This is a genomic window from Desulfobacter curvatus DSM 3379 (genome assembly GCF_000373985.1).
GTDB classification, from domain to species: domain Bacteria; phylum Desulfobacterota; class Desulfobacteria; order Desulfobacterales; family Desulfobacteraceae; genus Desulfobacter; species Desulfobacter curvatus.
Genome location: NZ_KB892905.1, coordinates 1 through 12,474, shown reverse-complemented (window position 1 = coordinate 12,474; position 12,474 = coordinate 1). Strand labels below are relative to the sequence as shown.

Sequence of the window (12,474 nt, the reverse complement as noted above, 5' to 3'; positions counted from 1 at the left end):
CTTTAAAATATCATTGTAGCTGGCACTGTTCGTGACTGTCCTTTGGCATCGCGGACAGGTGAAACCAATTATACCCTTTTCCGGTTTAACCAGAAAAAAGATCCCATTCAGATAGATTNCCAGGCGTAGATTCGATTCGTTGAANATTTGTCCACAATCTTTATGCGGGCATTGAGGGGCAATTGTCACATCTAAGATGTTCTCATTCATTGATCAGACCTCATTTAATCGGAATTGATTTAAGATAACAAACATGAAAGCAAACATTGCAACCGATGACAAGAGTTTTTAAAAATCCATCGTCCTATCGTCCAAACGCTATTATGTCCGTTAAAACAGGCTTGGGACAATGGAGGGTAAATGTCAGATGTAATTCTTTTTCCATTGATGTTTGCTCCACGTTTTTCAATTTCCCCGTGGCCCTTCCACTGGCTTGTGGAGTTTTCTTTTCCGCCCAGTTTAATGAGGTGGGCGCTCAAGCGTGGAGTTTATGGGGAGGCAAAACCTCCCCACTTTTTAATTCAACTTATTCAAAATCTCCCTCTTAAAGTTAGAAATCGTCCTCTTCTTCGGCATTCTCGCGAGCATCATCCACAGCCCATAGAATAGTTTCAGCAAAATCAGAAAAATCACCTCCAGATGTGAACCTATCAATAATGGTTTCTTGACCATTATTAAATCTCTTTACAAGTATACATTCCGCTTCGAAGGAAAATAAAATTTCATTGTCAAAAGATATGTCGCTAATTTTTTTGCCAAATTGGAAAAGGGGTATATCTTTCCTGCCTATCAAATCCTTTTTGTCATGCGGCCATTCATGGGGGATATCAGATAATTCATAGTACACGTCCATTAGGCTTTCATCCCAACAATCCCAGCTACCAATGACCTCCCTCTTCGTTCCAGAATCATTTGTTTCTTGGATTGCTAATTCGATTGCGTCCCCTATCGCATAGAAGTCGAGAGGATGGTTTAATAGCTTTATTTCTTCTTGCATTTGTGGCTCCTTTACTTAAATTGGGTTTTTGTGTTATTACTATCAATGTGTGTGATTATAGTTACTAATAACGCCTTGTCAATAATATGACGTTATATTTTTAGAATTATATTTTATTGGGGTTATATGAAAAATAAAGATGACGGTATAAATTTGCTTGAGTATTTTTTTGAGTTTGTCAATTTTAAGCTGGATGAACTGAATTTTGATAATTTAGTCTCCATCGCGATGTCCTATGTTAGGTTTGCATACGCCTCGGATGCGGCCATGTCAAAGGCCCGCTATGATGCCCTTACAAAATCAGTATTCGAACAGTCTGAAAAAGAGTTGGACAAAGTCAAAGAATTTTTGGATAAACTTCAATCTCATTCAAAGAACTTGCTGGATAAAATTATCAACTCTCCTGATACAGCCGTAACTATAGAGCAAGAAGCAGATTGGCAGATATATATAAAGGATGGGAAGTTCGTTGTTGCCTTTGTAACCAATCATGGGCGGGCTGATGAGTTGGACCTTAACCATGAAACCAAGACTCTCAAGGCTGTTCTTGCAGCGCTTTTGGCTAACACTCCTTTAGTGCCAAATCAATTCAAAACCTGTGAAGAGTGCGGTAATTATTTTTACCAGAAGACCAAGCGGGAAATGAAGTTCTGTTCAACTCAATGCTCAAACAGAAACCGCCAAAGGGCTTTTGTCAGTACGAACGGCAAATGTGGGGTTGGCCTTGGCCCAGGTTTTGGTGTTAACTCCACTCCTCTAATACCAGAACCTGTTTACAAAAAGAAAAAATAGGTCAGCCAATCTCATTCATCAGCAGCTCGAACACTTCCCGGTCTTCAATGCCCAGATACCGCATGGTGATGGCGGGAGATGAATGATTGTACCGTTTGCACAGGATTTCAAAGCCTGCGCCATGCCGGATACGCTGCTGATATCCGAATGTTTTTCTTAATGTATGAGCCCCGTATTGGCCTTTCAGATTGATGGCAGATTCCCAGGAGCGAACCATGCGGCCTACGCTCTGGCTGGTTATGTGGCCGTTGCCTTTCCGGGACTTAAAAAGAAAATCATCGGGTCCGGGCTCAATCTCTGCCAAGTAAGCTTGTAAAGCTTTGTGGACGGCCTTATTTATGACCAGCACATTGTTTTTTCCTGTTTTGGTTTCAACTATGTTAATTGCGGCTCCTATCTTTACATCTTCGACCTGACCGAATTTGATGCGAACCAGGTCTTTTGCCCGCAGGCCGTTGTTAATTCCCATGACCCAAAGCAGATAATCTCTGGGTCTGGACTGCAATAGCCGGGAAATGGCTTTTACATCTTTGGCTTTGCGAATGGGTTCCACGGTTAAATTGGTGGTGCTGGTTTTTGACATGGTGATTCCTCCGTCAATGTTGAGTTTTATATGGATGTGGCCACAAACTGGCCATTCAAAACTGGGTTGGTTTTATGAAACGGCTGAAAGCCTTATTGGGCAAAGGTTTGCAAACGAATGTGCAGGTTTATGCAAAAGTAAGCATTGGGGGTTCTACACGTGTAGAAATCGTTTTTTAATCTGCGGCAAGTTGAAGTGTCCGTATACGGACGGTTCAAATCTAAATCCTTGATAAATCCCTGGGGACCGCTTAAACAAGTAGCTTTCAAGAATTAATCCTGGGAGTGGTTTATGAACAAACTGGAACTGATCCAGGCGCTAAAAGTCAGAACTAAATTGAGTAAGCAGGAAGCCATCGACGTGGTAAATATGATCAACGGGGTGAACACATTTCAACAAGTGAACACATAAGAACACAGGTTTGGGGGTAATTTAAATAATTCAGTTCTCATGAGAAAGAACTGAAAGTCTGTGTTCATAGTGTTCTATGTGTTCTTTTCTGATCAGTACCAATCTTTGTACTCCCCCATCAGTAGTGCCTTTCACCATAGAAACCCATCATCACCCATCCTATCCAGCCACCAATAACGTGTTCGCTTTTTCCTGGAAATAATGTAGGCTACAAAAATGTGTTTCATCGATGAAACGCTTTTTTAAATTGTCCATTGACCCAACCTCGCTCAAAAGGTATGAAGGGCGTTTTTTTAAATGGAAGGATCAAATTGTGGCACTGACAAAAACAGATATTGTTGAACGGATTGCAGAGAAAAATGATTGTAGTCCGACCGAAGCAAAAGACGTCTTAGAGGAGCTTCTTGAAATCATTAAATCTACCCTTGCGTCAGGTGAAGATCTTATGATTAGCGGTTTCGGGAAATTTCAGGTAAATGAAAAACAACCGAGAAAGGGACGAAATCCAGCCACCGGGAATTCAATGGTGCTGGCCAAGAGGCGGGTGGTTACATTTAAATGCGCCGGGAAATTGAAGGGCCGAATCAATGAACAAAATTGACCCTAAATTATATGGACTGACGGCACGAACAGTTTTGCTGAAGGATGATCGTGATAACTTTGTCCTTTCTATCGACAGAAAAAGCCGGATCATCATGAAGGATGCCAATGGTATCCTTGAAAAAGCCGACAAAATAAGAAAGACCGTCCCAGGAGCTACAATCACGCTGGAAACGACAGCGCCTGTTTGCAGCAAATCAACCAAGTTTCTTTCAGACAATGGAATTGAGATCATTTCAAAAGCATAATGGAACCAGTCATCCCAGATAAAAATGAATTCCACAAAGGCTTTCCAGAAGGCAAATTGGGCAGGCTGCTGCAGATCGTCTATGAAATCAAACTCAACGGCCTGGAATATCTGTTCAAACCGAAATGAAGCTCTATACCGCCCAATACAAATATGCTGGTGATGACCGGCTTGATATTACCGTAAAAGGCAAAGATCCAATAGGCCGTTGTTTTGCACCCACCTGGAAAATGGTCATGGGATCGAAGGACGGGAAAATATCTTGGGATGAATACAAACAGATGTATCGGGAGCTGATGCAGAAATCTTACCGGGGAAATTTAGGCGTCTGGAATGATATTTTGGGCCGGGATGAGGTAACGCTTGTTTGCTTTTGTGCATCCGGGACGAGCTGTCATCGGTATCTTCTGGCAGGATATCTGGAAAAACTTGGCGCTGAATATATGGGCGAACGGGTTTGATGCCTGACAGAAATTGCCCTGGTGATGGCCCAGCTAAAATCCGGCAAGGCCGTTATTGTTTTTGACCAGAAAACTGAAACCTGTTTTGAGAGGTGATGATCCGTTGTTGAAGGCTCTGGATGGGTGAGCTTTAGTTCAGGTAGTGAGGGCTGTGCTGGTTTTTGTTATATGGAGCAATGCTTTTGGTAGTGGTGGGGGTACTGGGATGACGACGTTGTTCTCAATTTATATCTATAGGTGATAATCCTAATTTGAAAAGGATATATTGCTCCGGCAATTAAATAGCCGATGATCCTTATGATGATATCTTCTATGTTTTAAAGAGTTTTCTCTTTAAAACAAGTCATGTAAATAATTGCCGGATCAATAATATTCCTTGAGCCAGTTTTTAGAGCTTGGATTTAAATAATACCGGAATAACAGGTCTTTCACTAACGGCTGGGACAATAAATAATGTTTGACACGGTTGTTGAGTTATGATAGCAGAATTACCCAATTTACAAATCAGTCCGTATGTTACAATACCTTAGATTTTAATGTTTCATTAATATTAGGGTTTTATTAATGGTTCTATTTAACTTCCTAAGATCTCTCTTTCGGTCAATATTTCAAACTAAATCAAAATATGACTTCGAAAGCACTGATAGCATTATAGCTTATTGGGATGTTAAAAAGCGAAAAATAAGAACTTTTTTTGCTTTGTTTATAATCATATTCAATCTATTCGGCTTTGAATTATCAACACCTCAATATAGCCTCACATCTGAACTTGCAACCATATTAACACATCATATAGATTTCATATCGAGCCTTAGTAAAAAAATATCGCCTCCTAAAAATTTAACTGATAAGACTGTTACAAATGCCGATTATTCAAAAATCATAAAGCAGGTAAAATTTGGGCAAACCATTAAATGGTTAGTATATGGAATATTTATTGTTCTTTTTATATTTGTTTTTATTAATGCAGACCCATTTAGCAAAAAACATTTAATATTAGAAATAATTGAAGAGGAGAAATACAAAGAAAGGTGGAAATTACCTAATTTCAAAGATATTCAAGCTTACGCAAAAATAGCACCATCAAATGTATTATTTTTTAGATGCCAAGATTGTGTGCACTCAAATCATTGTAAAAACAGTTTAGTCGATAAAGGCTATAAAAGAAACGATGTCTGGACCAAAATTTTCATTGAATTAAGCCCAGAGACTGTCTTTCAAAATTTGTATTTAGTAAATCAATGTCGAAAATGGCATTTTTTAAAATACTCATTTTTGCTTTCCACCATCTCCCTTTTAGTCGTCTTTGTAATAATACGAGCCTGTGAATTTTATTTAACAAACCTTTTTGTTATTCAAAATTGGCAATTGCTCCTGTTGATAATCGGCAGTCTTATTACATTTTTTATTTTGGATAAAATAGATCCTTCCCTTAAGGAATTAAGGGATCATTTAGGTACTTTCTATTGTTCAACAGAATTTAAAACCCTATTTAAAGAAAAAAACTGTTTACGTAAAGATCCTACCGAATTATATTGTCCCGTCAAAAGCGCAACAAGTAAAGAAGAAATATTAGTACAATCTTACGAGAAACAGATAAAATGTTTAAAAATGACAATAGATCATTTTGATTTAACAACAGTACACAGGATAGATAAATTGGTCGACAATCTTAAGGGGGGGGACGATTAGGCGAAAGCCATTAATTCAAACCATTCTATCCAGTATTGCGTACATGTATAAAGAGCTATACAAAGACGGTTCTGTTTTTACAGTTTCCCTACTTGTACCTCAAGGCGAGACTTTAGTAACCTGGATCTCTCAGTCCAATAATGAAAGCTTTAACCATTGTAAGGGTGAATTATTAAGAAATATTAACAGGAATGACGTTTTTGGCTTATCAGGAAATAGCGTCGCATCAAAGTGTTGGAGGCACAATCAACCACTTTCATCGAATACTCATATATCCTTTATATACGAAAATCAAGAAGATAGACTCAAGTCGATCATTGCAATGCCGATTGAATGCTCAGATAAATTATACTTGAAAATAAATGAGAGTCACTATAGTGTGGATAAGGTGGTCGGAATTCTATGTGTTACAAGTTCTAATCCTCATGCATTCAGCGAAGAGACGTGTGATGTGAACATGACTATGTTGACACCCCTTCGTGCTATGATTAATTTACAATATTCGTTACGTGCTATCGAAAAATTACGGATTGAAGAAGGGCAAAATGAAGAATTTATATTTTGATAAAATTTTTGATAAAGATGAAGTAGAGTCGTCAGATAACTCTATATCTCATGCTGAGAACCTTGCATTAAAATCGGGTGCCAAAATAGCGTATGAGAATGCAGAGAATTATGCACAGCTTATTTCAATACTCATAGATCCAATGAGACCCCACTCTTCATTCAAGCCTAAAGAAGGAAACTGGTTTAAAGGTTTTAAAAAATGATTTTATAGCAAATAGGAAAACGACGTTTATGTTTTTTATCCCAAAACCTTCTCAAGCAAGGCGTCAACTACTCCAACATTGTACCACCTGATTTTTGAATAAGAGTTGCACTTTTTCAGCCAGCCCCCATCCCCAAAATGTATTTTTCCCGTTTCATCGATGAAACGGTTTACAGCAGTTCCGAATGATTTTTGTGCCCGGACCACTTGGGCAGATCATCCTGGGGGTCGATTACCCTTGACCCATAGAAAAGATGGCATGTTGGCCTGAATGCTTCCGGCACCTCAGCTGTATGTCCGAAATCAAATAATGACGGGAAGGCAAGCCACATGCGCCCCTCATCAGCAATGGGCGCGCCACATTTGCCGCAGCGAACTTTACAGGGGAGGATGCGCTCGGGTCGGTTTTGTTCATTGTTATAGAAAACCAGATTCTCCAAACCAGCGGTGAATCTTACATGGCGTTTGTGAAAAATCGCTGCCCACTGCATAGGGGCTCCATGTAGCCTCTGACAAGTCGTGCAATGGCAAATTTTGGCATCCACTGGATCTGCGCTCACCTCATATCGAACGGCTCCGCAAAAGCATGAGGATTGGTATTTGGCAATAAACCCTTTGTCTTCCAGGGAGGCACATTCGGGTCCGAGTGAATTTTCCATTTTTAACACCTGTTCTGTTTATTGACTTTATCCGTGCGGGTGTTTCATCGACGACATAGTTCTGTCAAAACTAAAAAGAATGGGTAAAAATTTTACTGTTTCCTGAATCAAAAATTCTACGGTTTGAGTGCGCTTTTCTTTCCGACAGAATCTTTAGGGCCGAGTACCCCTTCAAAATCTACAGATATCTCACGAATGCTTGAAATTGATTGTGGAAACTTTGTTATGTAACTATTTATTCTTTCAATTTTTTTATGAAAGTATTCAACATCCGAATCCTCCAAAACTTTTTTTTCATTCTTATAGTCAGACAGCGATTGGCATAGCCCTTCTAAAAGTGCTTCTGTCTCAAACAACCTATGAGTCAGTTTGACATATTTCAGTAATTCATTTTTTGTTAATAACTTGAAACATTGATTTCTAACACATTTCAAATCGTCGTGTTCATCTTTAGTAAAATTTGCAGCAGTATTTATGTAATAACCTTCTTTAATAGTGTTTGATTTTACAGCCTCAAGCCATTCCGATATATCTTTTTTGTAGGCTTCAAAATGCGAATTTAGAACGACAATTAAATATGATAATAATTTTTGCCGAAGTATATACAATCCTATACATTGGATCGAAATCCAGCCCCCAAAACCACCTAACGCTGCCACAATAATTTTTGACAAATTGCTTTCTGCCGCTACCGGAAAAGGCGAAATATTGGTTGTCGTTTCTTGTTGCGAGCTACTGTGTGGAAGCGTTTGTGAATGTACGTGTTGTGTGCTAAACAAAACACATAAGGCTATCACAATAATATAGGCCAGATTTTTCATATATTCCCCTTTTTCATTATGAAATTACATACTGCGCGACACGCTCTTAAACGAGTCCGGTTTCATACATTCCTCATCAAGAAAGAAAGTAGGTATTTCGTTGATTCCGCTACGCCTCTTGCAATTCAAATAAGCAGTATCAATTTAACAGCAAGTAGCGTAATGTCATGAACCGAATACCGACACTTTCATAACAGGTGTTGAAAAATCAATGATCAATTAATTGATATCCTTACCCAACCCAAATTTGCAAGAAAAAACATGGTCCTAATGAATTAAAATCTGAAATCAAATCACAAGCGCCACGCCACAAACACTTTTAATTCATGATGTGATTTATATCCTATCGCTAAAATTTGATTTGGTGTTACTTATCATTGATAACGTGTCTTTTTTTCAGGGAATTTGCATCAGGCATATCTTTGCGGTATTTCATCGATGAAACAAATTCCCCAAACGCAGTCTTGCTGATCGTTCTTGATTTGAACTGGGAAGGGAGCAGTACTCACCTTGGAAGCACCCGGATGAAGTTTTTCCAGCGTTTAGTCGACTAAACACCAAAAACCTGGATGGCATCTGGGCAAATTAATGGTTTGTGCAGGGACTGCTTCAGCACTGNCCCTGGGAGGACTGGTGGTATTTAAGTGCAGCAAACTAATGAGGTACCTCTTCAATAGTTCTTATCAAGCCCATAACGTATTTTTTTAACCACGGGGTCTACACCAAAAATTTCTGTAAGATAATTCATCAATGAAACACCGCTATTAAAATTATCGCCGGAAAAAGCCTGTCTGATCGGACCTGATTTCAACATGACCAAGCGTTTCATCGATGAAAGATAAAAAAACACGAAATGAATAAAATTCATAAACAGTGAAAAATAAATATTACTATTTCAATACTTCATGTTTTAATAATGCGCTTATTTGTGCGATTTATGGTGTTTCAATGTGGTTTTTATACTTACCTTCACTGAAGCAACAAAAGACCTTTAAATGGCAAATTTAACCTATAAGATAAAGAGGTTAGCCCTACGCGCCTCTAAATCGTTAACCTCATCCAAAGACAATCTTGATAATCCGTGAACATATGTAAAAGCAACCCAACCGACAATATTTTGATCATTTTTGTCCTGGAAAAGAAAAAGAGTAGAAAATAAACAGAAATTGCATAGTAAGAATGTAAAGGATGGAAGCCTATACCACATCTTGTCGGATCGAATATAGGGTCAGCTACTAAATGGTCCAAATCTACAAGCATCGTTGCAAGCATTATTAACCATGCCTTTTTCCAATCTTCTCTAAAAAATACCCAGGCAATCAGTCCTGGAAAAACCAAATGTAAACTGTAGTGAGTTATCTGTTGTAAAGCATACAGCATTTGCTTGTTTTAATAAAAAACAGCCAACCAAATTGTTAAGTTTTTTGGGTCGGTTCGAGTGACTTTATGTTTTGTGTGAGCCGGAATGTTGAGATAATCTCCTTTATTTAAAACTCGTTCAATCCCATTTTCGAACAGAATTGTTCCTGAACCTTCTAATACAACCACCCATTCATTCTCATCCTGGTTATACCATCCGGATTCAGGTGAAGTGTGGCCCAAAGAAACAATACGTTCGATCCGAATATTCTCCCGTTTAACCAAATCAGTAAAGTGTTCAGCAGGCAAGTTGTCAGGAATATTTTCAAACAGGTTAGCCATTAAAAGCCTCAAGATTTAAATTTTGAGAATCAACTTTATTGAAAAATATCTTTACCCGGCCAAATTTTCCATGCTTCGGCTGTCGGGTGGTGTGGGATGGGGCGTCCTCTCCCGATTATGACTTCAGAATTGTGCAAATGTCATGAATGATTTTATCCAGCCTTTTACTCGACAACGATTTCATTGAATATTCTTGTGATATCATTTTTGCATTTTCGCTGTTGTTGAAGGTTTCGATAATTTGTTTTTTGGTCCACTTTTTAAACACAAAACCAGGTGACAAGGTATAGTATTCTGGTTTGTACCAAAATTCATTCCCAGTTGAGTCTACCACTTGAATATAATTTTTATTTTCAATCGGCACTGAAAACATACAACCTTCGGCCAATTGGTTAATATCAAATGCCGAATAAAGTCTATCAGCGGATACTACAATTACCGGATATTTGGGTCCTCTAAATAAAATCTTAAACTCAATTTGATCCATATCTTTTTATTCTTCTGCTTTTCCTCAAAACACTACAACAACATTGCAACCTTTCCCAAGTTGTCATCATTTTAGGCAGGTTGGGCCAGAAACGTAAATCAATATTAATTGGAGAATATCCTTACCCGACCAACCTATGCAAGCAAAACATGCTCTTTTATGATTATGCTCTTAAAAATCAACTGGCCTTCAGCACCGGTATATACCCCATCTCCTCTTCATAAATCTGGAACATAATTTTTTGCAGCCGGGCTGAATGTTCTTCCTCAACAATGGTGCTGTCATGAATGGGGAGAGCAACGATGCCCTTGGCATGCAGTTTCATCATAATCGTCTCCATAATACGGCTGTCTGTGTTTTGCAGGTCAATGCCAGCCCCAGAGAACAGAAACCCCTGAATGGGGGCGTGGTGGGCCTTAAAATCATCCATCATTTTGCGTATCTTGGTGAGATCCTGAGCTGCATCAAAACCGGCATCTTCAAGGGCATCACGGACCGCAATATGGGAACCCCGTTTGTCGGCATTGATGCTGATCAGGGAAACCAGTTTATATTCATTTCTCTGGGAACCGTCACCAATGGCATACGGGTCCCCGGTAAACTCCAGGCCCAATTGATGATAAAGCATGCGGATGTGAAGACCGGAATAATCCCACTCAACGGTTTTTTTGCCGTCAATGTAAATGTGCTTCCTGAACTTGCTGGACATTCCCTGGTAATAGGGTCCGTAAAACCTGCCACCTTTATCAAAATCTTTGGAGCCTCGGTTAAACACCCGGTGCATGTCCTTCACCTTGATTTCAAACACCAGCTTTTTTATCCCGAAGTCAATGAGTGGGCGGTCCTGTTTGATGAACTCTTCTTTCTTGGCTCTGGCATTCATTAGACTCAAGAGTTTCTTCATCCACAGTAGATGTAAAAAAAGTGCTGATTCTGGCTGTAAGCCTTGGTACTGTTGGTTCTTCAGGCTATGAGTTATGGTAGACAATAGAGTAGTTCTATTCAAATCAGCTTCAATGAATGACCTATACAGTGCTACGGGATAGGAGTACTTCTTGTATGAGAGAACCTCTATATCCATGTGATCCATAGCAGTACTGGTGTCTTTAGCATAGGAAGCACTCTTGATGATGTTGTGTGTATGAGTACCGGTTCCTGTAGATGGATGAGTACTGTTCATGACAGTGTTATCAATATCATTACCACTATTACCACAGCCCATGAGTGCTACCTCCTGGAGTTCTATCTTACCCTTGATGAGATTAGAGAGTATGTTGACTGTCAGGTCTTTCTGGTTGACCTCATCTGATTCATCCAGGCGCACGGTGATTTTTTTTGCATTAGCAAGATTGTTCAGTGGCACCATTCGGCTACGCATTTTTAATTCCATTTTTTCCACTTCTTCGGGAAGTACCGTTTCTCCTTTTTGGAAACGCCAGGATCGAATCCAAGAATATTTTCATATTCATCCACCATTTGCTTTCTCAACAAGTTTTCGTATTGCTGAGGCACCACAAAACTGTCATGCACTGGAAGGGCAGGAATGTTGAGGGCCATCAAATTGGTCAAAATGGCATCCGCAATCCTGCTGTCAATATTTTGGAGTACAATGCCTTTACCGGATGCTATGTCATCGGCAATGTCAGGATGCGCCAGTTTCGCCCGCGCAATAAGACTTTTCAATGCCTTGTCTTTCAAGATATCATCTCTGTATCCTTCATCCACCAGTTTTTTCCTGATGCCCTGAATGGCCTTGGTGTCGTTGGGGGCATTGATGGCCGTAAGCAGTGCTATTTTCTTTATTGAGCGGTCTTCCGGGCCAACAATCATCTCGTAAGGGTCTTGGGCTAAATTAGGTTCTGTCTGATAATTCCAAAATTATGATTATATTTCCCTCAATGGCGAAAAGTATTAATCATGATGGAGGAACATATGGGGCTGAAATCGAGAGAGTTATCAGATCAAGAGTGGGTATTGTTAGTTCCCTTCATGCCGGAACAAAATGGGCCTGGGCACCCTTGGAAAGATCATAGACCCATAGTTGATGGTATTTTTTGGATACTTCGCACCGGTGCTCCATGGCGTGATTTGNCGGAAAAGTACGGACCATGGCAAACAGTTTACGACAGGTATGTACGCTGGCGTAAAGACGGAACATGAAATCAAATACTTTCCTACCTGCAGGCCAAAGCCGATTTGGATGGAAACATTGATTGGTCATTATTTTGTATAGACGGGTCGAATATCCGCGCCA

At 39.5% G+C, this 12,474-nt stretch carries 18 protein-coding genes; 9 read left to right on the top strand and 9 right to left on the bottom strand.

Annotation, left to right across the window (positions count from 1 at the left end; translation table 11 throughout):
- Window positions 1-550 precede the first annotated feature (550 nt).
- On the bottom strand, window positions 551-997 hold the full coding sequence (locus tag B147_RS0102080; RefSeq protein ID WP_020585604.1) for a hypothetical protein: 447 nt from the start codon (window positions 995-997) through the stop codon (window positions 551-553).
- 126 nt (window positions 998-1,123) lie between these two features.
- Between B147_RS0102080 and B147_RS0102075 the strand changes: the two genes are divergently transcribed.
- Window positions 1,124-1,789 (top strand): hypothetical protein, encoded by a 666-nt coding sequence (locus tag B147_RS0102075; protein ID WP_020585603.1) that lies wholly within the window; start codon window positions 1,124-1,126, stop codon window positions 1,787-1,789.
- A 1-nt stretch (window position 1,790) separates the two neighbouring features.
- Here B147_RS0102075 and B147_RS0102070 read toward each other — a convergent pair whose 3' ends face one another.
- Complete coding sequence (locus B147_RS0102070) at window positions 1,791-2,372, bottom strand: tyrosine-type recombinase/integrase (protein WP_020585602.1); 582 nt, start codon at window positions 2,370-2,372, stop codon at window positions 1,791-1,793.
- Window positions 2,373-3,096: 724 nt separating this feature from the next.
- On the opposite strand from B147_RS0102070, the gene B147_RS0102060 reads away from it, so the two are divergent.
- The 7 genes from B147_RS0102060 to B147_RS0102030 all read left to right on the top strand — a co-directional run bounded on the left by B147_RS0102060 (window position 3,097) and on the right by B147_RS0102030 (window position 6,553).
- Window positions 3,097-3,384 carry an integration host factor subunit alpha gene (locus B147_RS0102060; RefSeq protein ID WP_026259478.1) on the top strand — a complete coding sequence of 96 codons (288 nt, stop codon included), beginning with the start codon at window positions 3,097-3,099 and terminating at the stop codon, window positions 3,382-3,384.
- On the top strand, window positions 3,371-3,631 hold the full coding sequence (locus tag B147_RS0102055; RefSeq protein WP_020585599.1) for a hypothetical protein: 261 nt from the start codon (window positions 3,371-3,373) through the stop codon (window positions 3,629-3,631). Before B147_RS0102060 ends, B147_RS0102055 begins: the two co-directional genes overlap by 14 nt.
- Entirely contained in the window at window positions 3,631-3,759 is a 129-nt protein-coding gene (locus tag B147_RS30850) for a putative quorum-sensing-regulated virulence factor (RefSeq protein WP_020585598.1), read from the top strand. Before B147_RS0102055 ends, B147_RS30850 begins: the two co-directional genes overlap by 1 nt.
- Window positions 3,756-4,091 carry a DUF488 family protein, N3 subclade gene (locus B147_RS27125; protein WP_020585597.1) on the top strand — a complete coding sequence of 112 codons (336 nt, stop codon included), beginning with the start codon at window positions 3,756-3,758 and terminating at the stop codon, window positions 4,089-4,091. Before B147_RS30850 ends, B147_RS27125 begins: the two co-directional genes overlap by 4 nt.
- A gap of 24 nt (window positions 4,092-4,115) precedes the next feature.
- The gene (locus B147_RS33375; RefSeq protein ID WP_425386993.1) at window positions 4,116-4,187 is read left to right on the top strand and encodes a YheU family protein; all 72 of its coding nucleotides are present in this window, start codon (window positions 4,116-4,118) and stop codon (window positions 4,185-4,187) included.
- Between the two features lie 468 nt (window positions 4,188-4,655).
- The gene (locus B147_RS0102040; RefSeq protein WP_020585596.1) at window positions 4,656-5,783 is read left to right on the top strand and encodes a hypothetical protein; all 1,128 of its coding nucleotides are present in this window, start codon (window positions 4,656-4,658) and stop codon (window positions 5,781-5,783) included.
- Between the two features lie 545 nt (window positions 5,784-6,328).
- Window positions 6,329-6,553: a hypothetical protein gene (locus B147_RS0102030; protein WP_020585594.1), complete on the top strand. Its 225-nt coding sequence runs from the start codon at window positions 6,329-6,331 to the stop codon at window positions 6,551-6,553.
- Window positions 6,554-6,722: 169 nt separating this feature from the next.
- Here the strand turns inward: B147_RS0102030 and B147_RS0102025 are convergent, their stop codons facing one another.
- From B147_RS0102025 to B147_RS0101995, 7 genes are all read right to left on the bottom strand, one after another.
- Window positions 6,723-7,211: a GFA family protein gene (locus B147_RS0102025; RefSeq protein WP_026259477.1), complete on the bottom strand. Its 489-nt coding sequence runs from the start codon at window positions 7,209-7,211 to the stop codon at window positions 6,723-6,725.
- 116 nt (window positions 7,212-7,327) lie between these two features.
- Window positions 7,328-8,032 carry a hypothetical protein gene (locus tag B147_RS0102020; protein WP_020585592.1) on the bottom strand — a complete coding sequence of 235 codons (705 nt, stop codon included), beginning with the start codon at window positions 8,030-8,032 and terminating at the stop codon, window positions 7,328-7,330.
- A gap of 1,041 nt (window positions 8,033-9,073) precedes the next feature.
- Entirely contained in the window at window positions 9,074-9,412 is a 339-nt protein-coding gene (locus B147_RS32640) for a DUF6122 family protein (RefSeq protein ID WP_083927786.1), read from the bottom strand.
- Between the two features lie 9 nt (window positions 9,413-9,421).
- Window positions 9,422-9,733: a cupin domain-containing protein gene (locus B147_RS0102010; protein ID WP_020585590.1), complete on the bottom strand. Its 312-nt coding sequence runs from the start codon at window positions 9,731-9,733 to the stop codon at window positions 9,422-9,424.
- Window positions 9,734-9,848: 115 nt separating this feature from the next.
- Entirely contained in the window at window positions 9,849-10,220 is a 372-nt protein-coding gene (locus B147_RS0102005) for a hypothetical protein (RefSeq protein ID WP_020585589.1), read from the bottom strand.
- Window positions 10,221-10,398: 178 nt separating this feature from the next.
- Window positions 10,399-11,598 (bottom strand): hypothetical protein, encoded by a 1,200-nt coding sequence (locus B147_RS31575; RefSeq protein ID WP_245568892.1) that lies wholly within the window; start codon window positions 11,596-11,598, stop codon window positions 10,399-10,401.
- Window positions 11,599-11,600: 2 nt separating this feature from the next.
- Entirely contained in the window at window positions 11,601-12,050 is a 450-nt protein-coding gene (locus tag B147_RS0101995) for a hypothetical protein (protein ID WP_020585587.1), read from the bottom strand.
- Window positions 12,051-12,137: 87 nt separating this feature from the next.
- On the opposite strand from B147_RS0101995, the gene B147_RS33370 reads away from it, so the two are divergent.
- Window positions 12,138-12,380 carry a transposase gene (locus B147_RS33370; RefSeq protein ID WP_083927785.1) on the top strand — a complete coding sequence of 81 codons (243 nt, stop codon included), beginning with the start codon at window positions 12,138-12,140 and terminating at the stop codon, window positions 12,378-12,380.
- Window positions 12,381-12,474 lie beyond the last annotated feature (94 nt).